The sequence below is a fragment of the Spirosoma pollinicola genome, assembly GCF_002831565.1.
Classification (GTDB): domain Bacteria; phylum Bacteroidota; class Bacteroidia; order Cytophagales; family Spirosomataceae; genus Spirosoma; species Spirosoma pollinicola.
The window spans coordinates 6,945,765-6,965,600 of the sequence record NZ_CP025096.1 but is presented as its reverse complement, the minus strand read 5'-3'; the positions used below and the strand labels follow the sequence as shown (position 1 = coordinate 6,965,600).

Here is a 19,836-nt window from a genome sequence, read left to right as displayed (position 1 = left end):
CGTTAAAGTGAATGGCTGATGATCAGTTTTAATAAGTTTGGGTATATCTCGCCACCCGGCCTATATATCTTAACAGTTGATGAATTCGAGGAGATATTTACTGGAATGAATAATGAACCTCACCGACGAGGTCTTTTCAAATCATATAAATTGTATGTATCTGAATTGCTTAAAATTGTCGAACAGCCTTTTTTTCAATTGATTGGGGGCAGTTTCGTAACTTGTAAGACTTGGCCGCAAGATATTGATATTGTGACGTTTGTTCCGTATGTTTTTGAGCAGAACAACACGTTGAAACAGTCGTTAAGGGAATTATTTGAGCGGTATGAGTTTTCCTCGGCAAAATCGGGCTTGCATACTTTCTTTTCTCTGATCCCTGATGAATCAAATCCTGATCAGGCAAAGTTTGAAGCGCATTACCAGTATTGGATTGACACATTTAGCTCGTCAATAGAAAAGAACACCGATCCGAAAGGCATTGTTAAATTACATTTCTCATGAGCTCACAGGAACTGCCAACACTTGACGAACTTGTTTATAGGCTGGAACGCATACGGCGTATTAATGAGCAGATTCGTCAATTCTCAGATAAAACATATGAAGTTAACTGGGATGACTTTATGCTCCAGCAATTGATTAGTCAAAAAGTCGATTTGCTGGATAAGTTAGATAGCACATTACTGGCACTTGAACTGAAACCAGTTCTTGAAGAGCTTTTATTGACCCATCCATAGCAAACTCGCAAGTTTACTGGTTTGAAGGCAACTTCTCGGAATACGAAGAAAACCGACGCAAACGCCTGGGTACCGACGCTACACCGACTCGGATTAAGTACAAGAAACTGGCGTAAAATAAAAGCGGGCGGGTATAAAAACCCACCCGCTTCTTATAAATATGATTATTATCAAAACTTAGGGCAGGGCAGTTTCTTGTCCCGGCGTTTCACGCCCGCCCGACGGCCTTCGGGTTTGTCGAAAATGTAAGACAACGATAGTTCGTGAGAGCCACCACTGTTGCCTAAGGTTGAAATGGTCATATCGTAGCTGTAACCGATGGAAAACTTCTCCATACGCCAGCCGATCAGTGCAGCCACAGCATCGTGATTGTTCAACGTTTGATTATATTTTTTGAAGGGTATCCCTCTATAATAAGCGCCGATTGTTAATGGGGAATAGGTCAAATAAGCCCCTAAATCTAACTGATCATACTTTCCCTGGTGCTTGTACATAATAACGGGCGAGAAGCTAATCTCACGATCCTCTTCGTCGGCCCGGCCTGTAAAGCCCCCAAGCGGAATCCTCAGTCCGGCCTGAATGCTGGTTTTCATAGGCAGGCGTTCCCGCTCACCAATAAAAAATCCCTGATCGGGTCGATTAATGTGGTGCGCCGATGCGCCTAACCAAAACCAGTCAGAATAAAACAGACCGCCTGTCGAAAAATCCATATATTTCTTGGTTGGTAAACCTCCCTGCAAGGTTGGGTCGCCAGAAACGCTGCCAGTTATGAAACCACGGTCTGTAAATTGATCACCTGTTGTTAAACCAAAATAGTTAACACTACGGTTAACGTAGGAGCCTTGTAAGCCGAGCCGCACAAATGAGGATTCACTAACCTGAAACTGGTATGCATATTGCAACCCTATGTCTGTTGATTGAATCCTTCCCTGACCCTGGTTGTCGCTTTGGATAAGTAGGCCAACACCACTGCTATATTTTTCAATGAAGTGATCTACAGCAACCATTGTTGTAACATAATTCGTGATGGCCGGCCATTGATTTCGGTAGTTTGCTGTAATGCGTGGTGCTAAAGCCGATCCAGCAAAAGCGGGGTTTAAATAGAGCGGAGCCGCATAAAATTGAGTAAACTGAGGGTCCTGAGCAAATGCCGTTCGCGCCAGGGTCAGCACCAAAATTGTTAATATGTATTTGTTAAGCATAATCGCAGATCAGGGCAAAGACTGGGCCAATATTATTGATGCAACGTTAGTAGTGCAAACGAAGTATTTAGTAGAGCATTAACCTCTAAAATTAGTTGGATTTTAACCGCTTTTGTGGTTGTAATCCAATAAAATTTTAATTGAACAACGTCGTTTATACTAACGTAATGCCCCTGTTGTTGTTATGTTGAGGATTGAATTTGAGAGGGTGGGCTTTATTCAGCGTTTCTTCATGTTAATTTTTATAAAGCATATTCGGTTAATTGGACTTCTGGCCATGCTGTTCCTGCTGGCCGGGCCTGTTACGTCCTGGGCACAGACAGGCTTTAAAGTCAGTGGTAAATTTTGTGTGCCCGACCTGGAGTGTAAAGCCGACTCCGCAGTCTTTACGGATAGTGTGTTGACGGGTACAACAACCCGCGTCTGGGATTTTGGCGATGGAACAACGCTGACTACACAGCGGGACTCGGTCGCCAAACACGTTTACCAGACACCTGGTACATATAAAGTTACCCTAACTCGAACAGTCAATGGAGTAACACAAACAGTATCAAGTCCGCCAGTGTATGTTGGTAACCGGCCACAATCATTTGCCAACTGGCGAACAGATACCACAATTTGTAAAGGTGAAGTAATAACTTTAGATCCTTATGCCGGGGCTCCCCCTCAATCGGGACTTCGGTATATTTGGTATCCCAAGGGCGATACAACACAAAGTATACAAGTCGATAGTTCCGGTTGTTATTCAGTAGAAGTTATTAATTCCGTTGGCTGCTCCTATCAGGATCGCATCAATGTTGACGTTTGCGGAGAGAAAAAAGAATCTCAGGGTGTTAAATGGTATTTTGGTCAAAATGCCGGTCTGGATTTTAGTGGCGGGGGTACCCCAAAACCCATCACAGATGGTAAATTAAGCACTATAGAAGGCTCATCATCTATCGCTAACACAAAAGGGGTTTTACTCTTTTACTCCGACGGGATTACCATTTATGACAAAAGTGGCATTCCGATGAAGTCGCTTGTGCCGGGCGATACACTAGCTACACAAAAGCCGTTGGATGGAAGTAAGAATTCAACCCAATCGGCTCTGATTGTACCAAAACCTACCTGTCGGGGCTGTGAGTATCTGTACTATGTGTATACAACATCCGAAATTCGCGGGCAAAAGACACTCACGTATAGCGTGGTCGATATGCGCCAGAATGGGGGTAAAGGGGCCATTGTTGAAAAGAACGTTCCTCTGTCAACCCAGGGTACAGAACAATCGGCGTCTGTAGAAAATACCCGCGACTCAACTTTCTGGGTCATCACCCGGAAATATGGAACGAACCAATTTGAGATACGGCATTTAACGAAAGCAGAATCGCCAGTTCTAACCACATACAATGGCGGTCAGGCTATTGATTCACTGTCTAATGCTGAAGGCTACATCAAAATTGGGCCAGCCGATACGACGGGCGGTAACAACGGTAATCGTCCGATGGCCGTTGTTATTCCGGGGCCGCCCAAGAATTCTGTTGATCTCTATACGTTTAATGACTCAACAGGCGTAATGAAGTTTGATCGAACGCTCGATCTTGGCCCGGCGCCACCCAAAGCCTATGGGGTTGAGTTTTCGCCTGACGGCAAGAGTCTATACGTTACAATGCTGGCCGATACCAATTCCGACGGTAGTCAGAAAGGATCATCGTATATTCTAAAATATGATTTGAATCAGAAGGACTCCTTGCTGACAAACTCAAAAACAGTTATTGATAGCAGTACAACAAGGCAATATGGCTCCCTTCAGATTGGGCCTGACGGGCGAATATATGTTGCCATAAAGGGAAGTAGTTCGCTCGGCACTATTGAAAATCCAAATGGTGGCTTGCTCGATAGCCTGGTTTTTAATCCATCCGGTCAATCATTGGGTGGGCAGACAAGCCAATTAGGATTACCGAACCTGGTCGCTAATTTCAACGATAACTCCAGCGGGCCGGGAATAACCTATAGTGATACATGCGTTAATGCGCCTACTGTATTCCAGATAAGTCCTAATTGCCCTAAATTAAAAGAAGCCTATACATTAGACTTCGGTGATGGTAGTCGCCCCACATCCACCACATCAACGCAACCCATAACGCACGCATATAAAACGCCTGGTCCATATTTTATCAGCCTGCGCATCATTACGAAAACCAGCACAGGCGCTATATGTAAGGATACGCTCATTAAAGACACGCTGACAATTGTCGAACTTCCCCCTGATATAAAGCTTGGGGCCGATACCGCGATCTGTAATAAAAAGGGAATTACGCTCGATATTAAGGTACAGGCCAAAGTGTACGTCTGGGTCGTCAATGGCGCGGTAGTCAGCAGGCAACGAACCCTGACATTAAACAGGCCGGGCTATTACATAGCGGTTGGTATAGCCGCAAATGGCGAATGTTTCAAGAGTGACACCATCGAAGTACAGATAAAGCCGGTGCCCTCTCTTGACTTAGGGCCCGATACACTTTTCTGTTATCGAGCATCGGTAGACCTTACCGTTCCGCAGAAAACCTGGACGCAATTCCAGTGGAGTAATGGAGGGAATACAAAGACAATTTCTGTAGCAGCGGCCGGGGTGTATTCGGTAACTGCTCAGGCAACGGTTAATGGAACGACCTGCGTAAACTCGGACACAATCAAGGTCGCTGAACTACCCAAAATTCAAATGCGGGCAGCTCTCACAGGCCCCAAAGCCTGTACATCGGCAGATGGCTCTATTGTACTCACCACGACTCCCGCCGGAACGTACACGTATGCCTGGACGGGTTCGGATGGCGTAGCGAGAACGGATAGCTCGAACCAACTGACGGGTCTTGTTGAGGGCGGTTATAAAGTTAGCGTAACCGATACACTTCATGAATGTAAAGCTGATACAGGCTTCACGTTGAAATCACCAGCAAACCAGCTGCAGCTCACCCCTATTGTAAAAGGAGCTTTATGTAGCATACCAAATAGCGGTACTATTACACTGACTGTCTCGGGAGGAACGGCCGCAAGTTATTCATGGCTGGATGGAACGGGAAAAGTAGTGTCGACAACGGCTGTGTTCGGCCAGGCTGCACCGGGACTTTATTCCGTACAGGTGGTTGACATAAATGGGTGTAAAGCGCTGGAGGACAGCATAAAGGTAGGGTTGGACAGCACCGGATTTGCCCGGTTAGGGCCCGACACCCTCAAATGTGTGGGTAGTGCTGTAACGCTGGTGCCTCAAACGGGTGATATTCCCGGCAACGTATATCAATGGAGTACAGGTGCTACAAGCCCAACTATCTCTGTAACACAGACGGGGTCATACAGTCTGGTTTTGCGAAACACCTTATCAGGTTGCGTAGGCCAGGCCAGCATTCGTGTTGATAACCGGCCACCACCGGCCTTTTCATACACACAGCAGGCATCTCTTTGCGAAGGCGATCGGGAAACAACAAAGCTTTCGGCTAGCGGGGCTGCCGGTCTAAGCTATTTGTGGGTAGATCGAAACGACACGACGAAAACCATAACGGTTCAGCAGGCAGGAACCTATTCGATACGGGTAACAGACCCATTGGGTTGTACGGCTGTGGGTCTGGCCCGCGTGTTGAATTTATGCGAACCAAGGGTCAATGTGCCGGAAGCGTTTACGCCCAACGGCGATAGTATGAATGACCTGCTACAGGTGTTTACAGCTTACATCACTGACTATGAATTCAGGGTTTATAATCGGTGGGGAGAGGTGATATTTGCCAGTAACAACCCTGAGCAAAAATGGGATGGAACCTACCGGGGAGCCATTTATCCAGCGATGCTTTACCCTTATGTTGTCATCTTCAAAAGCGAGTTTTTCCCTGATCGGGAGCGGGTCATAAAACGAGGTTCTGTACTACTTATTCGGTAGTAATTCTCCTGTTTTTTGTGTAAATTTGAGGTAAACGACTCGGCCGAAATTGCCTGCTTTGCAGGTAGTATAGAAGCGGGACTGCACGAATCAAAACCATGCGAAACGACTTTTTGAAAGGTTCAGGCGACGGGATGACCAGTACCGACAAAGAAATTGAACGGGCTCTCCGGCCCTTATCGTTCGAAGACTTTACGGGGCAGTCAAAAATACTCGACAACCTCGAAGTGTTTGTTAGAGCGGCCATGCAACGGGGCGAAGCACTCGACCATGTGCTGTTACACGGCCCTCCCGGCTTAGGCAAAACGACACTCTCGCACATCATTGCGAACGAACTTAGTGCGGGTATTAAAATGACGTCCGGTCCGGTATTGGATAAGCCCAGTGATCTGGCTGGTTTGCTAACCAATCTTCAGCCAAACGATGTCCTCTTTATTGACGAAATACACCGGCTCAACCCAATTGTGGAAGAGTACCTGTATTCGGCAATGGAGGATTATAAGATTGACATTATGCTCGATTCCGGCCCTAATGCCCGAACCGTTCAGATCAAGTTAAATCCTTTTACACTCATTGGTGCAACGACCCGTGCAGGTATGCTTACATCGCCTTTGCGGGCGCGGTTTGGCATTAGTGCCCGATTGGAGTATTACGATGCGCAATTGCTCACGACCATTGTACAGCGGTCGGCGGCAATTCTGGGAACGCCCATTGATGAATCTGGCGCCTACGAAATTGCCCGACGTAGCCGGGGGACACCACGGATCGCCAATAACCTGCTACGCCGTACCCGCGATTTTGCTCAGGTTAAAGGAAATGGCTACATCAACGTAGAAATCGCCGAAATAGCACTGAGCGCACTTGAAGTTGACCAGTATGGGCTGGATGATATGGATATTCGTATTCTGACAACCATTATCGAGAAATTCAAAGGTGGGCCGGTAGGTCTCTCAACTATTGCTACCGCCTGCGGTGAAGAGTCTGAAACGATCGAAGAAGTTTATGAACCTTTCTTAATCCAGGAAGGCTTTCTGAAACGCACCTCACGTGGTCGGGAAGCAACCGAACGGGCCTATGTTCACCTCGGCATTGTGCCGCCCTATAAGGCTGCTGAGTTGTTCGGATAACTAATACTCAATACAAAAACGTGTCCCCGGAAAACCATTCGTTAATGGCTCTCCGGGGACACGTTTTGTTACTGGTAATGAGCTACCTAGTTAAGGATTTTGCTCTTGTAAATGCACTCGATTATTTCGGCTACGGCTGAATCAACCAGAAAATAGTAAATATTTTTACCACTCCGCCGAATGTCAAGTATTCCCTTATCGCGCATGTTGATAAGATGGTGCGAGATAAGCGATTGTTCAGCATTCAGATTTTTATAGATCGCTGACACATTAAGTTCCCTGTTATCATTCAGCATTTGAATGATTCTGATGCGCAAAGGATGGGCGACCGCTTTGAGTACATACGCGGCTTTATCGATGCGCTTCTCGTCGTCTATTACTTTGTCAATGGCCATAAGAATATCGTTTAGCGAAAAGGTATAGTAAATGAAAGGTAACGCATATTAGCAACTAACAGCCTGAAAGTGAGAAGTAATTTATTTAATGGTTGTTTTTTAAATCCTATTAGGGTATGTCAATAGGTTTATGTGTCCGCTTGGTAACTTTATGGTAAGTAAGGTGATGTGTTATTAGGTGTTTATACTCAATCTGTAATATATTACTCAGTTGAAGTTAGCACACCACCCAATTAGACATTTATCTATACCGTTTAACGAACGAAAGGGTTGCAAAAGCATAGTTTATTACAAAAGCAGGTGTACAAAAAAGGGTCAGGAATTGGGGAAGGCAGCCGTTTTCGTTTGCCTTCCCCAATTCCTGACCATGCCATTCCTCATTGACTCAGACAAAGTTTATTTTTGTCTGAAAAAGACGGTAATCGGTACACCTGTAAAATCGAAGTGGTCGCGAAGTCTATTCTCTAAAAAACGCTGATACGCTTCTGGAACATACTGCGGCAGATTACAGAAAAATATGAACGTTGGCGAAGGGGTAGGTACCTGAACCATATACTTAATTTTCACAAACTTGCCTTTTACGCCCGGTGGTGGATATTTTTCAATTTCCGCCTGCATAACCTCATTTAGTTTAGAGGTTGCAATTTTCTTCGTCTTGTTTTCATACACTTCCATTGCCTTTTCCATAACCTGGAAAATGCGCTGTTTTTCATGGACCGACGCAAAAATAATGGGCACATAGTCAATCGGCATCATCCGCTGAATCATCTCTTTGCGCAACACATCGGCGGTGCGATGATCTTTTTCGACAGCGTCCCACTTATTGACCATGATAACGACGCCTTTCTTGGCTTTCACCGCCTGGCCAATAATGTTCAGGTCCTGGGCTTCTAAGCCTCGCGTGGCATCGAGCAATATGATACACACATCCGAATCCTCCATGGCTTTGATGGAGCGCAGGACGGAGTAAAATTCAATGTTCGAATCGACCCTTGCTTTACGTCGAATACCTGCCGTATCGGTCAGAATGAAGTCTTTACCATAAGCTCTGTACCGTGTGTTAATGGCATCGCGAGTGGTACCTGCAATATCGGTTACAATACTGCGCTCCTGTCCGGTAAGCACGTTCAGGAAAGAAGATTTTCCAACATTAGGGCGGCCAAGAATCGCAATGCGCGGAACACCGGCATCAGGATTTTCGACGCCTGGCGTTTGAAAATGCTTCACTACTTCATCCAGCAAATCGCCCGTACCGGTGCCGGTTTGCGACGAAATAGCGTAAGGGTCACCTAAGCCTAATGCATAAAACTCGGCGGCACCGTGGGCGCGTTCGGCGGTTTCAGCCTTATTGGCGACTACATAGACCGGCTTTTTCGACCGGCGCAATACATCGGCGAAGTCCTCATCCAAGCCCGTAATACCCGTTTGCGTATCCACTACGAACAGCAATACGGTCGACTCCTGAATGGCCATTTCCACCTGTTCGCGAATCGACTCTTCGAATATATCTTCAGAGCCAACCACATAACCACCGGTGTCGATGGCCGTAAAATACTTGTCGTTCCACTCAGCCGTGCCATAATGCCGGTCGCGTGTAACACCACTTTGGTTATCCATGATGGCCTGCCGCTGTTCCGTCAGGCGGTTAAACAGCGTGGACTTGCCCACGTTTGGGCGGCCAACGATTGCAACGATGTTTGCCATTTTTTTTAAGGAGTGAGGAGTTGGGAGCGAGGAGTGAGGAGGACTGGCGCGTTCATGGTATGCCGGCGTCAGACGCTCTGTTCCTTGTCTGTATCTCCTTTTGTTTTGGAGAAATTGGGTGTGAGGAGTTAGGAGAACTGACGCATATTATGCCGTTGGATAGCTCCTCACGCCCAGCTCTTACATATTATTCATCATATCCCAGCCGCTTGAGCATACGCTCTTTTTGCCGCCAATCGGGTTCTACTTTAACGAATTGTTCGAGATATACTTTTTTACCGAAGAAGCGTTCGAGTTCTTCACGAGCCATAATGCCCGTTTTCTTGATCATTTTGCCGCCTTCGCCAAGCAAAATGGCCCGTTGCGTAGCTCGTTCAACCAGAATTTCGGCTTGAATGACAATAATATCATCCTTTTCATTAAATCCCGTAACAACGACTTCGCTACTATAAGGTACTTCCTTTTTGTAATTGAGGAAGATCTTCTCCCGGATAATTTCTGACGCAAAAAACCGCTCGGGTTTGTCGGTTAGTTCGTCTTTCGGAAAATAGGGTGGGTGCTGCGGCAGTCGGCTCATAACGGCTTCAAACACACGCTCCGTGTTAAACGCGTTCAACGCCGAAATAGGGATGATTTCCTGCGCGTTAAAATGCTCCTGCCAGTAGTCTATTTTCTCATTTACCTGATCCTGTGTTGCCTGATCAATTTTGTTGATGATCAGAATAACAGGGACTTCAGATTTCTGAAGTCGCTCGATCACGTCGTTTTCGTCATGTTGCTCGAAAATGTCGGTTACGAACAGCACCACATCGGCATCTTCAATAGAACCACGAACAAAACTCATCATGGACTCATGGAGTTTGTACAATGGCTTAATGATGCCGGGTGTATCAGAATAAACGAGTTGGAATTCCTGGCCATTATGAACTCCGTTGAGGATGCCCATGATGCGGTGGCGGGTGGTCTGTGCCTTAGCGGTGATGATCGATAACCGCTCCCCGACGAGTTGATTCATCAGTGTGGACTTGCCTACGTTTGGCTTACCGACTATACTAACGAAGCCAGCCTTATGATCGGCTGGGAAATTGGCAATGGTTTGTGTATTCATTCTTAGGTGATCCCGCTGGCTGATTACCAGCGGCTTTCGGAAACAACTCTCTTTAGAAAGAAAACGTTTCGGAAGTGATTAAAACTTTTTTTTGCAAAGGTACTTGTTATTCTATAAAGTTTGCCTACTTTTGCAGACCAAACACCGCGGGATGGAGCAGTTGGTAGCTCGTTGGGCTCATAACCCAAAGGTCGCTGGTTCGAGTCCAGCTCCCGCTACTCAAGAAACCCTTAATTAACTGTTAATCAGTTAGTTAAGGGTTTTTCTCTTTTCATCGTGTACGGGTTTGTGTACTGAATTAGTCAAAAACAGAGTAATTTCTAATAGGATAGTGGCTATAAACAAGCCCGAAAGCTGTTTATAGCCACTATCCTATATCTATATGTTAAACTTACCTGTCACTTAATCCTGGACTTGCAATAGTATAGTGGAGATTTTTTAGGCGGCCATTGAGGAAGTGTAAAAATAAGATTCCTGCTGACTGGGTGTACAGTAATTCAACACCGAATGTTTCCGTTGGCGGTTGTACCAACCCTCGATATACTCAAAGGTGGACCTGCTCCCTTTGACTGGACATTAAGTTAAGCATGATCTAACTGAGTGTCCAGTTAAAGGGGGCAAGTCCTACTTACGTCGTTAGCCTAAAGTGGACAATTGCAGGCGAAAATAAAAGAGGTCCTTTTTTGCTATTTTGTTCGCGTTAGTAGCATTTGTAAAAACCGTCCAAATAAACCTCAACTCGGTGGAAAACACTGAACTAGTAAACTGCACGGATTTATTGAACGCAACAAGGCAGATTTTCGCCACTTTCCTTCTACTTTTCCATTGTTCAATTAAACGTCCGACTGATTTTCACAAAAACAGTTACACTTTCTGAAATACGAGCGTACTATTATGGCCCCCAAAACCGAATGTATTACTCATCGCCGTTTGGACCGGCATCTGAATCGCTTCGTTCAACACAATCTGTAAAGTGTCGGGAATGAGGGGATCAACTTGCGTCGTATTGATAGTCGGCGGAATAATACCGTCCCGCATACTCAGCAAACAGATAATGGCTTCGATGGCACCGGCGGCACCCAGTAAATGACCCGTTGTTGACTTGGTGGCACTCATCCTCATCCGGGTTGGTTGGTGACCGATCAGGTTCGAGATGGCGTTGACCTCCGACAGATCGCCAACGGGGGTGGAGGTGGCATGAGGGTTCAGGTAATCAAGATCCGCTATCGTCAGCCTGGCTTCCGATAAGGCGAGTTGCATGGATTTCAGCGCGCCAATACCCTCCGGATGGGTGGCCGTCATGTGATAGGCATCGGCCGTCATGGCTGCTCCGACCAGTTCACCATAAATGGTGGCACCCCGCTGAACGGCGTGTTCGTATTCCTCCAAGACCAAGGCCCCGGCCCCTTCGCCCATCACAAATCCGTCCCGCCCGGTATCGAAGGGCCGACACGCCCGGGTGGGATCATCATTCCGGGTAGACATCGCTTTCAGCGCACTAAACCCACCAAACGAGGCCGGTGTGATCGGTGCTTCCGAACCACCACTGATGATAATCTTGGCTTTGCCCAGCCGGATATAGGTAAAGGCGTCCATTAGGGCCGTATTGGAGGTGGCACAGGCGGAAACCGTTGTGTAATTAATACCCATGTACCCGTGTCGAATGGAGATCATCCCCGAGGCCATATTGATGATCAGCTTGGGCACAAAGAAGGGACTGAACCGAGGGTGCCCGTCACCCCGGACATACTCGCTGACCTGCTCTTCAAATACGTCCATACCACCCTGGCCCGAACCCCAGATAACACCCACATCAAAGGGGTCCATCTGGCCCAGGTCAAACCCCGAATCGGCAATAGCCTGATCGGCCGCAATCAGGGCATATTGGGTAAACCGATCGGTTCGCTTGATGTCCTGGTGGCTTAAATAGGCGGATGCGGTATAGTTTTTAAGCTCACAGGCAAACTGAGTCCGAAACAGAGACGCATCAAACCGCGTGATGCGAGCGGCCCCCGACTGCCCGGCAACTACGTTTTGCCAAAAGGTGGGTACATCATGGCCCAGCGGTGTCAGGGCGCCCATACCCGTAATTACAACTCGATGTAACATGCTATTCGCGATTGAACCACCCCGGCTACTTCACTCGCCAGAGCCGGTTGATTTTTAGTAGATAAAAAAATAGTGCGACAAAGATAGGATAAAAAATACCAAACGGTATATTTGCACCATGAATAACGAGATCTCAAAAGCCGACCGGACCCGCCAGTTCATCATTGAGACAACAGCCGGGGTATTCAATACGAAAGGGTATGCCGGCACGTCGATTGCGGATTTGACCGACGTTACGGGGCTGACCAAAGGGAGTATTTATGGAAACTTCGCCAACAAAGAAGAAGTAGCCCTGGCTGCCTTTGATTATAACCTCTCGTTGATTCAGCGGGCGACTCAGCAACAAATGAGCCAGGCCCTCTCCTGCCAGCAGAAACTGTTGGTATATGCGCAGGTGTATCATAGTTTCAATCAGAAAGGGTTTCCCGTTGGGGGCTGTCCCATTCTGAACACCGCAACCGAAGCCGATGATACCAACAACCAGTTGAAAGAAAAAGCCGAGAAAGCGGTTCTGGCCTGGAAACAAACTATCGTCGAGATCATTAACACGGGCATGGCCTCGGGAGAATTTAAGGCCAAGGTGGAGCCCGAATCGACGGCATTAGCCATGATTGCCTTAATTGAAGGGGGCATCATGATCGCTAAAGTGACCAACAATCCGGCCAGCCTGAATAAAATTCTAAAGACCCTGGAAGGTCTCATTAATCAACTCGTGGATTAGTCTGGCTCCCGCGTCCATTCACACCTGTTTACCCGTATCCGTTAACAGCCAGTCTACCCCTGAACTACTAGTAAATGCATTCAGACCTATTTTTTTATCTAAAAATATACCAATCGGTATTTTACAAGCCTACTGCGTTTGATTTTACGAACGACCTCCGTGATCGGGTGGTAGGTGCCGCTAAACCGACCACGCTTATTTCCCTATCCGAGCACTAACGACTCGCTGACCGTCTTGCTGAACCTACCGGTACGCAGGTCGTCAGACCGAACTTAATTACGAATCAACTAAAAACAGACCGATGAAAACCACCAACAACACGGTATTGATTACCGGCGGCAGTGCCGGTATTGGCCTGGAAGTCGCTAAATCATTGTTGGCCAGCGACAATACCGTTATTATAACCGGCCGGGATCAGGCGCGGCTCGATAACGCCCTGGCCCAGTTAAACCAGGCGACGGGTATTCTCAGCAACGTCAGTAATGAGGCTGATGTGAACGCGCTGGTTAGCCGGTTGGCGAAGGACTTTCCGACCCTGAATCTGGTTATTAACAACGCAGGCCGGGCTATTCTATACGATATTGCCAACAGCGAAGGGGCTTTTGAGAGCGCTCAGGACGAGATGCTGACCAACTACCTGGCCGTTATCCGGTTAAATGAAAAGTTATTGCCCATCCTGAAAACGCAAGCCGAAGCCGCCCTTGTCAATGTTTCCTCCGTGGTGGCTTTCGTTCCGGGTAGCTTGGTTACCTATTCGGCCAGCAAAGCAGCACTTCACTCCTACACCCAATCGTTACGGGTGGCCCTGAGCCGGACCAGTAGGGTGAAGGTGTTTGAATTGATGCCTCCGCTGGTCGATACGGAATTTTCAGCCATCATCAACGGCCACACGGGCATCGCCCCGTCGGCCGTGGCTCAGGCCTTTTTCGACGCGCTAGCAACCGACACCTACGAGATTCGGGTTGGCAATACGCAGGTAATCTATGAGCTGTATCGCCAATCGCCCGACATGGCCTTACAGGTCATGCAGCCAGCTGGGTAATCCTACACAGGCCTAACCCGGCAACGAATCACCAAGACGATCTTCACGGACTATTACCCAGCGAATGAAAAAAGAACCCTCCAACTGGATTGCTCTACTGGTCGTGCTAACGGCCCCCTTACTCTCGGTCATTGATGTGTTCATCATCAATGTCGCGGTACCAGCTATCCAAAAAGGCATTCATGCCACCAATGGGCAGGTGCAACTCGTCATTGCGGGTTATTTGCTGGGGTATGCTTCTTTCTTGATCACCGGGAGTCGAACCGGCGATCACCTGGGTCGGAAGCGCACATTTTTCTGGGGGATGCTCAGCTTTACGGTCTTTTCCTGCTTTTGCGGCCTGTCAAACAGGGCGTTTCAATTGAATGCGATGCGTTTTCTGCAAGGCGTCAGTGCTTCGTTCATGGTTCCTCAGGCCATTGCCTATATACAAGTGTTGTTTACCGAACCGAAAGACCGATCAAAAGCCATTGGCTATTTCGGAATAACCCTGGGGATAGCGTCCATCACCGGGCAGGTACTGGGTGGGTATCTGGCCGATACACATTTTCTTGTTGATGGCTGGCGGTTGATATTTTTCATTAACCTGCCCATTGGTCTGGCCGCCCTTTGGGCCACGCATGTCTATTTACCGGAAACCCCGAAGCAAGATCAACAGAAACTCGACTATTCAGGGGTGGTGATCTTGACAATGGGTCTGTTCTGCCTGATTGTTCCCCTTATTATGGGCCGGGAATCAGGCTGGCCCTGGTGGAGCTTTACGCTACTTTTTCTTTCCGGGCTCATTTTCGGCTACTTCATTATCGATCAGCAGAAAAAGCGTACGCGCGGTCTTGAGCCGCTCATTGACCTGGCCTTGTTTGCCAATAAGGACTTTGACATTGGTCTGCTGGCCGCCGTATTTCATTTTATGATGCATACATCGTACCTACTTATTAGTGCCGTTTTTATGCAGAATGGACTTGGCCTCTCGCCCTTGGTTTCCGGATTATATTTTGTGCTACCGGGCCTGTTGTTTACCCTCTCATCGATGGTCGCGGCCAAACTCATCATCCACTATGGTCCGGGTGTTCTTCAGGTTGGACTGGTTCTACTCATGATTACCCTTCTGCTTCAGATTGTCTACTTCCGGGGGAATGTCAGTAGCGTTACGGTATTTGCCCTCCAGGGGATGTACGGACTGGGCAACGGGCTGGTACTGCCCTCGCTCCTGAATATCACCCTACGCAGCGTGCCAACCCGGTACGCGGGGGCAGCGGCAGGCATTTATTCTACCTGTCAGCAAACAGCCTCGGCGCTGGGCGTATGTATTGTGGGTGGCCTTTTCTATTCGGTTCTCCTGTCATCTGGACCCAATACGAACTACATCAAGGCTTTTCAGTACAGTATGGGGGCCAATATCATTTGTCTGGCTTTAGTGAGCCTTCTGCTCTTGTTCTTGCCAACGAAAGTAGCCAGGCTGGCGAGTACGATCCTAGCGGAATGATCCTGGTCGGAATCGCTAGCCTCAACAGCAACACGCCTGATCAGTAATCGGTGTACGATTATTTACGGTGAATCAATTTTCTCTCTGCATTATGGTCCCGAATCATGTATTGGATAACCCCGTCTGGCATGCCTTAAGGTCAGGCAATAAACACCTCGCCCATGGCCCGAATACCATACCTTATTTTACGCCTGACGTATCCCCCTTTGCCGCGCTATCGGAACTCACTCAGGCTAACCTGACCCGGCTGTACCAGACGATTCCCTTTGATTCGCCTATTGCGCTATTCAGCCCGGAAAAATTGGCGATAGCAGCCCCATGGACCCTACGGCAACGGATAGATGGTTGGCAACTGGTTTATACCAAACCAGCGGAACCAGCACCCATCGGCCCGGAAATCATGTCGTTAACCAGCCAGCATGTCCCTCAGATGTTGGCTTTAACAGCCTTAACTGCCCCGGGCCCTTTTGCCAACCGGACGATTGCGTTTGGTCATTATGAAGGCATTTTTGAGGGTGATGAGTTGGTCGCGATGGCGGGCCAACGATTACAGGCTTATGAATTTGCCGAAATCAGTGCGGTCTGCACCCACCCGGATCATGTCAGCAAAGGCTACGCCCGCCATCTCCTCAGGCGGCAGATTTGCCGAATTCAAGCCGCATCCGGTACCCCCTTCCTGCATGTGAAGGCGGAGAACCAACGAGCCATCCATCTTTATGAAGCGATGGGTTTCGAGATCCGAACCGACATGTACATTTATGTTTTGCAGAAAAATTAGCCCATAAACTCGTGGCATTTAGCCGCAGGCGTACTTCATTCATTCCGGGATCGTATGCAACAGTTGACTCAATAAATCTTCCACAAAAACGTCCGATTCGGACGGGCATCCCGTGCTCAAATTTTAATATCTGTATACGACATTCTGTCGCATATGGAAACACCTTCTGGCTATAGTTCCGGAAGGTGTTTCTACTTTTGGCCTGCAAAACATTTCAGTATTAATGAGATAAAGTCAATCTGGACCTATTTTTGTCATACTGAGCACGAAGTAGGATAAGCGAACTAAAATTTGATACATAACGAATGTAGCGCTGAACAGCTTCGTTTTATTACGCTTATTAGACCGGTATGCTACGCCCAATTGGACTTGCAACAGTATAGGGGAGATTTTTTAAGCGGCCATTGAGGAAGTATAAAAATATGATTCCTGCTGACTGGGCGTGCAGTAATTCAACAACGAATGTTTCCGTTGGCGGTTGTACCAACTCTCGATATACTCGAAGGTAGCCAACCGAGCCGCTACCGGCGTGGCAAAATAAGTATGATTGACCATCTCGAACTTGAGGGTCTTAAAAAAACTTTCGGCAACTGCATTATCCCAACAGTTTCCCTTCCGACTGCTCCGGCAGCTCGGTTATACTTTGCACCACCGGCAAGTCCTTTAGTTCATCCATAAAGTCCGTGCAGGCATATTGGAAACCACGGTCCGAATGAAACAGAAGTTCACCCTCTATAATCCTGTTTTTGAGAGCCATACGCCAAGAAGACATACTCGTTTCCATCGCTTTCATACTATCGCTCATTGCCCAACCGATCACTTTTTGGTCGGCCAGATCTAAAATAACCGTTAGATAAAGCTACCCCTGACCAGTGGCGATATAAGTCGAATCTGAGACCCACTTTTGTCCTGGTTTATCGGCCGTGAACTCTCTATTCAGCACGTTTTCTGCCACGGGGTAGTTGTAATTGGATTCCGTAGTCTGCACCCGGTGCTTTTTTTACATGATGCTACGAAGACCTACCTTCCGCATGAGTCTGGCAATGTGGTTACGGGAGGCTTTCACGCCCTGGTAGCGGAGTTCATCCCCAATCCGGGCCACCGTGGCGCGGGGCTACCGTACCGAGATTGGCTTTTATTTTACCATGCACTTGTCGGATGTAGTTGATCTACTCATCTTAATTGAGTTGCCTGCTTCCAACTGGATGTTTACGCCAATAATAATAGCCACTGATACTTACATCCAGGACTTTACACATCTTCTCAACAGGAAATTCGTTGGCATGTTCCTTTATAAATCGCAATACCTCCCGTCTCCACTGGAGAAGATGCTGACTGCCTTCTTTAGTATATCGCGTTCCATCTGAGCTTCTCTAAGCTCTCGTTGTAGCCTTATGATCTGTTGCTGTTCGTCAGTAAGGATGATATTGGCAGGCATAGTTCGATCGTTTTTATTGTGGCGTTGTCTCCATTTGCTGACCCGACTCGAATCAATGCCGAGCTCACGGGCAGCCTCTTGAACTGATACTTTTACATAAAACAGTTCGACCGGTACGCCAGGGCAAGCCATTTATTTAAATCCCTCGTCAAACACACATAGTTTAACCTTAGTCAAATTGAAGTTTGTCGCTAAATCTGCCTAAAAAGTCTCCATTCAAATGTAGCAAGTTCACCCTATTGGAGCGAATCTTAATTTCCCAGCACGTTTTACGTATTGCTATTATACCAAACTAAAACACCTAACTAGTTGAGGCGCTTTAGTTTAAGAGTTATTTGACTTATAACTCAATGCGTTTTTATACGAAAAGTTTATTGAGAATTTATTGTGGTGTATTCACATGTTTAATTACCCAGTCTTTAATATCTGCCATTACTAATTCTTTGTCTACATCGGTTAATAGAGAATGGTAATGCCCTTCGTATAATTTTAATGATTTGTCGGTTGATGTCGCATTATCATAAAAGAACTGACTTCCGGTATATCGAGCAGCTTTGTCATCGGTACCATGCAATATCAAAATGGGCAATGTTATTTGCGATAATTCTTTTTTTAATCGTTCATCGGCAAGCACCAATTGCTCCATCGTTTTTGTAGGTTGCGATTCATGGGCAATCAGGGGATCGTTGTTCATAATATGCACCTCTTCTGGATTACGGGAAAAATCTTCATTTTTAAGAGTTATAGAATGCAGGTGTGGAACCAGATGGCTTAATCCTTTCAATACGGCTAAAGCAAAATCAGGAGCAGGGATCTGGAATACAAAGCTTACACTGATAAGCCCGTTTATTTTTGGGGAATTGTCTAGAGCGTAAAGTGTAGCAACTACACCGCCTGCACTATGACCTAAAACAAAGAGAGGTAAATCTGGATGGGCAGCTTTCGCAATATCTACCAACTGGTCCACCTCTTTTACATAGTCATAAATGCTCTGTACATAAAAACGTTCGCCTTCCGATTGGCCACGACCTTCCAGATCCAAGGCATATACGGCAAAACCGATAGCTGTAAACTGGTCGGCAACCCATTGATAGTAGCCGCTGTGTGAGTTAAATCCGTGAACAAGAATTAGTGTGCCTTTTGCATCTTGCTGCGGCAACCAGGTACGCGTGAAAATTTTAAGACCTGCTTGATTGTTGAAATTTGACGTTGTTGGTTCCATGATTTTAGTTTTTTAAATGGTTATCAATGATGTTAAAATGAGGTTGATGTTTTTTTAGTGTCTTATGCAATTAAAGCTTTTGACGCCTGAAGTTGAATAGCCGCGGCCATTTTGTCCAATAACATTTCGGCCATGGCCGTTGGCCTGAAAAATACATCCACGTGGTTTATCAGGTTGTTTTCATCAAGGTAAACCTGATCGATCAATTGCACAACGTTACCATCAAGCTGGCCTTCAAAAACGACTGCACCCCAATTTTCTTCCTTTTCAAAAGTTCGCACCAGCTTAAAATTTTCAATGGCAATCAAAGCCGCACTGAGCATGGTAGCGGCTTTTCCGACCCCATCAATGGGTTGATTGCCTGCTGGCTGCATTATTTTAACGTTGGTAGCAAACGTAGCGGCTAAACTTGCTTTATCGCCTTCAGCAACTGCAATAGCGTAGTTATTTAGTGTCTGATTCATTGTATTGCTTTTTAATTGTGGATGATTAACTAGTTAATAGCATACGAAGTGGACCTAAAGGACCTAAGGGAATCAATTCAAACTCCATCATACCGGCTATACCTAAAGGAAGTGCATTTAATAAGTCAGACGCTTTTCTGGTGTCGATCAGGTTCAATAAAAATACCACTCCACTTGCATCGGGTTTCACCCACCATTGCTCAATAATTCCATCCAAGTAAAGCTGTACAGTTGCAGGTACTTCTTTCGTCATTACAGGCATTCTTGCTGCTAGATCTTTTGCTTTTTCGGTTAAATGCCCACTAACAAGAATTTTTGTCGCAGTTGTGGTTAAGGCGATCGGCTTATTTTGTTCGGTTGGCATGATTTTAATTTTTAAATGGGTATCAATAGTTGCAACCTGAT

The 19,836-nt window shown here is 46.8% G+C and carries 20 protein-coding genes, 1 tRNA gene and 1 pseudogene; 10 read left to right on the top strand and 12 right to left on the bottom strand.

Annotated elements, in window-relative coordinates; translation table 11 throughout:
• The first annotated feature begins 18 nt into the window (after nucleotides 1-18).
• Both CWM47_RS29355 and CWM47_RS29350 read left to right on the top strand, forming a co-directional pair.
• On the top strand, nucleotides 19-501 hold the full coding sequence (locus CWM47_RS29355) for a DUF6932 family protein (protein ID WP_100992143.1): 483 nt from the start codon (nucleotides 19-21) through the stop codon (nucleotides 499-501).
• Nucleotides 498-734: a hypothetical protein gene (locus tag CWM47_RS29350; protein WP_100992142.1), complete on the top strand. Its 237-nt coding sequence runs from the start codon at nucleotides 498-500 to the stop codon at nucleotides 732-734. The genes CWM47_RS29355 and CWM47_RS29350 overlap by 4 nt, the downstream gene beginning before the upstream one ends.
• 170 nt (nucleotides 735-904) lie before the next feature.
• Here CWM47_RS29350 and CWM47_RS29345 read toward each other — a convergent pair whose 3' ends face one another.
• Nucleotides 905-1,936, bottom strand: coding sequence for a PorP/SprF family type IX secretion system membrane protein (locus tag CWM47_RS29345; protein WP_100992141.1), 1,032 nt, complete (start codon nucleotides 1,934-1,936; stop codon nucleotides 905-907).
• Between the two features lie 232 nt (nucleotides 1,937-2,168).
• Between CWM47_RS29345 and CWM47_RS29340 the strand changes: the two genes are divergently transcribed.
• Together CWM47_RS29340 and ruvB are read left to right on the top strand one after the other, a co-directional pair.
• Nucleotides 2,169-5,837, top strand: coding sequence for a PKD domain-containing protein (locus CWM47_RS29340; RefSeq protein WP_240625516.1), 3,669 nt, complete (start codon nucleotides 2,169-2,171; stop codon nucleotides 5,835-5,837).
• Nucleotides 5,838-5,935: 98 nt separating this feature from the next.
• Nucleotides 5,936-6,964, top strand: coding sequence for a Holliday junction branch migration DNA helicase RuvB (ruvB, locus tag CWM47_RS29335; RefSeq protein WP_100992140.1), 1,029 nt, complete (start codon nucleotides 5,936-5,938; stop codon nucleotides 6,962-6,964).
• An 86-nt stretch (nucleotides 6,965-7,050) separates the two neighbouring features.
• Here the strand turns inward: ruvB and CWM47_RS29330 are convergent, their stop codons facing one another.
• The 3 genes from CWM47_RS29330 to era form a co-directional block, all read right to left on the bottom strand.
• Entirely contained in the window at nucleotides 7,051-7,359 is a 309-nt protein-coding gene (locus CWM47_RS29330) for an ArsR/SmtB family transcription factor (protein WP_100992139.1), read from the bottom strand.
• A 396-nt stretch (nucleotides 7,360-7,755) separates the two neighbouring features.
• Entirely contained in the window at nucleotides 7,756-9,063 is a 1,308-nt protein-coding gene (der, locus tag CWM47_RS29325) for a ribosome biogenesis GTPase Der (protein WP_100992138.1), read from the bottom strand.
• A 187-nt stretch (nucleotides 9,064-9,250) separates the two neighbouring features.
• Nucleotides 9,251-10,171 (bottom strand): GTPase Era, encoded by a 921-nt coding sequence (gene era, locus CWM47_RS29320; protein WP_100992137.1) that lies wholly within the window; start codon nucleotides 10,169-10,171, stop codon nucleotides 9,251-9,253.
• 145 nt (nucleotides 10,172-10,316) lie between these two features.
• Between era and CWM47_RS29315 the strand changes: the two genes are divergently transcribed.
• Nucleotides 10,317-10,389: transfer RNA gene (locus tag CWM47_RS29315), tRNA-Met, on the top strand.
• Between the two features lie 646 nt (nucleotides 10,390-11,035).
• On the opposite strand, the gene fabF is transcribed toward CWM47_RS29315, so the two are convergent.
• Complete coding sequence (gene fabF, locus CWM47_RS29310) at nucleotides 11,036-12,280, bottom strand: beta-ketoacyl-ACP synthase II (protein WP_100992136.1); 1,245 nt, start codon at nucleotides 12,278-12,280, stop codon at nucleotides 11,036-11,038.
• Between the two features lie 118 nt (nucleotides 12,281-12,398).
• Here fabF and CWM47_RS29305 point away from each other — a divergent pair, with 118 nt between their 5' ends.
• The 4 genes from CWM47_RS29305 (at nucleotide 12,399) to CWM47_RS29290 (ending at nucleotide 16,307) form a co-directional block, all read left to right on the top strand.
• Nucleotides 12,399-13,001, top strand: a complete 603-nt coding sequence (locus CWM47_RS29305; protein ID WP_100992135.1) for a TetR/AcrR family transcriptional regulator — start codon at nucleotides 12,399-12,401, stop codon at nucleotides 12,999-13,001.
• Between the two features lie 301 nt (nucleotides 13,002-13,302).
• The gene (locus CWM47_RS29300; protein WP_100992134.1) at nucleotides 13,303-14,043 is read left to right on the top strand and encodes an SDR family oxidoreductase; all 741 of its coding nucleotides are present in this window, start codon (nucleotides 13,303-13,305) and stop codon (nucleotides 14,041-14,043) included.
• Between the two features lie 64 nt (nucleotides 14,044-14,107).
• Nucleotides 14,108-15,529 carry an MFS transporter gene (locus CWM47_RS29295; RefSeq protein WP_100992133.1) on the top strand — a complete coding sequence of 474 codons (1,422 nt, stop codon included), beginning with the start codon at nucleotides 14,108-14,110 and terminating at the stop codon, nucleotides 15,527-15,529.
• Between the two features lie 91 nt (nucleotides 15,530-15,620).
• On the top strand, nucleotides 15,621-16,307 hold the full coding sequence (locus tag CWM47_RS29290; RefSeq protein WP_100992132.1) for a GNAT family N-acetyltransferase: 687 nt from the start codon (nucleotides 15,621-15,623) through the stop codon (nucleotides 16,305-16,307).
• Nucleotides 16,308-16,700: 393 nt separating this feature from the next.
• Here CWM47_RS29290 and CWM47_RS29285 read toward each other — a convergent pair.
• The 3 genes and pseudogenes from CWM47_RS29285 to CWM47_RS40400 all read right to left on the bottom strand — a co-directional run.
• Nucleotides 16,701-16,880, bottom strand: a pseudogene (locus tag CWM47_RS29285) (IS3 family transposase); the annotation flags it as partial.
• A 22-nt stretch (nucleotides 16,881-16,902) separates the two neighbouring features.
• Entirely contained in the window at nucleotides 16,903-17,112 is a 210-nt protein-coding gene (locus tag CWM47_RS29280) for a hypothetical protein (RefSeq protein ID WP_100992130.1), read from the bottom strand.
• A gap of 195 nt (nucleotides 17,113-17,307) precedes the next feature.
• Entirely contained in the window at nucleotides 17,308-17,409 is a 102-nt protein-coding gene (locus CWM47_RS40400) for an IS3 family transposase (protein ID WP_394341955.1), read from the bottom strand.
• Nucleotide 17,410: 1 nt separating this feature from the next.
• Here CWM47_RS40400 and CWM47_RS38850 point away from each other — a divergent pair, with 1 nt between their 5' ends.
• Nucleotides 17,411-17,674 carry a hypothetical protein gene (locus tag CWM47_RS38850; protein ID WP_170069389.1) on the top strand — a complete coding sequence of 88 codons (264 nt, stop codon included), beginning with the start codon at nucleotides 17,411-17,413 and terminating at the stop codon, nucleotides 17,672-17,674.
• Here CWM47_RS38850 and CWM47_RS40395 read toward each other — a convergent pair.
• From CWM47_RS40395 to CWM47_RS29260, 4 genes are all read right to left on the bottom strand, one after another.
• Entirely contained in the window at nucleotides 17,599-17,877 is a 279-nt protein-coding gene (locus CWM47_RS40395) for a transposase (RefSeq protein ID WP_100992129.1), read from the bottom strand. The genes CWM47_RS38850 and CWM47_RS40395 overlap by 76 nt on opposite strands.
• A 250-nt stretch (nucleotides 17,878-18,127) precedes the next feature.
• On the bottom strand, nucleotides 18,128-18,967 hold the full coding sequence (locus CWM47_RS29270; protein ID WP_100992128.1) for an alpha/beta hydrolase: 840 nt from the start codon (nucleotides 18,965-18,967) through the stop codon (nucleotides 18,128-18,130).
• 62 nt (nucleotides 18,968-19,029) lie between these two features.
• Entirely contained in the window at nucleotides 19,030-19,431 is a 402-nt protein-coding gene (locus CWM47_RS29265) for a nuclear transport factor 2 family protein (RefSeq protein WP_100992127.1), read from the bottom strand.
• Between the two features lie 25 nt (nucleotides 19,432-19,456).
• Nucleotides 19,457-19,795: a hypothetical protein gene (locus CWM47_RS29260; protein ID WP_170069460.1), complete on the bottom strand. Its 339-nt coding sequence runs from the start codon at nucleotides 19,793-19,795 to the stop codon at nucleotides 19,457-19,459.
• Between the last annotated feature and the right edge of the window lie 41 nt (nucleotides 19,796-19,836).

Bases quoted from the DNA above. Each gene is read 5' to 3' on its own strand.
- CWM47_RS29355 (WP_100992143.1), top strand. From the start codon at position 19: ATGATCAGTTTTAATAAGTTTGGGTATATCTCGCCACCCGGCCTATAT.
- CWM47_RS29350 (WP_100992142.1), top strand. From the start codon at position 498: ATGAGCTCACAGGAACTGCCAACACTTGACGAACTTGTTTATAGGCTG.
- CWM47_RS29345 (WP_100992141.1), bottom strand. From the start codon at position 1,936: ATGCTTAACAAATACATATTAACAATTTTGGTGCTGACCCTGGCGCGA.
- CWM47_RS29340 (WP_240625516.1), top strand. From the start codon at position 2,169: ATGTTAATTTTTATAAAGCATATTCGGTTAATTGGACTTCTGGCCATG.
- ruvB (WP_100992140.1), top strand. From the start codon at position 5,936: ATGCGAAACGACTTTTTGAAAGGTTCAGGCGACGGGATGACCAGTACC.
- CWM47_RS29330 (WP_100992139.1), bottom strand. From the start codon at position 7,359: ATGGCCATTGACAAAGTAATAGACGACGAGAAGCGCATCGATAAAGCC.
- der (WP_100992138.1), bottom strand. From the start codon at position 9,063: ATGGCAAACATCGTTGCAATCGTTGGCCGCCCAAACGTGGGCAAGTCC.
- era (WP_100992137.1), bottom strand. From the start codon at position 10,171: ATGAATACACAAACCATTGCCAATTTCCCAGCCGATCATAAGGCTGGC.
- fabF (WP_100992136.1), bottom strand. From the start codon at position 12,280: ATGTTACATCGAGTTGTAATTACGGGTATGGGCGCCCTGACACCGCTG.
- CWM47_RS29305 (WP_100992135.1), top strand. From the start codon at position 12,399: ATGAATAACGAGATCTCAAAAGCCGACCGGACCCGCCAGTTCATCATT.
- CWM47_RS29300 (WP_100992134.1), top strand. From the start codon at position 13,303: ATGAAAACCACCAACAACACGGTATTGATTACCGGCGGCAGTGCCGGT.
- CWM47_RS29295 (WP_100992133.1), top strand. From the start codon at position 14,108: ATGAAAAAAGAACCCTCCAACTGGATTGCTCTACTGGTCGTGCTAACG.
- CWM47_RS29290 (WP_100992132.1), top strand. From the start codon at position 15,621: ATGGTCCCGAATCATGTATTGGATAACCCCGTCTGGCATGCCTTAAGG.
- CWM47_RS29280 (WP_100992130.1), bottom strand. From the start codon at position 17,112: ATGAGCGATAGTATGAAAGCGATGGAAACGAGTATGTCTTCTTGGCGT.
- CWM47_RS40395 (WP_100992129.1), bottom strand. From the start codon at position 17,877: ATGGCTTGCCCTGGCGTACCGGTCGAACTGTTTTATGTAAAAGTATCA.
- CWM47_RS29270 (WP_100992128.1), bottom strand. From the start codon at position 18,967: ATGGAACCAACAACGTCAAATTTCAACAATCAAGCAGGTCTTAAAATT.
- CWM47_RS29265 (WP_100992127.1), bottom strand. From the start codon at position 19,431: ATGAATCAGACACTAAATAACTACGCTATTGCAGTTGCTGAAGGCGAT.
- CWM47_RS29260 (WP_170069460.1), bottom strand. From the start codon at position 19,795: ATGCCAACCGAACAAAATAAGCCGATCGCCTTAACCACAACTGCGACA.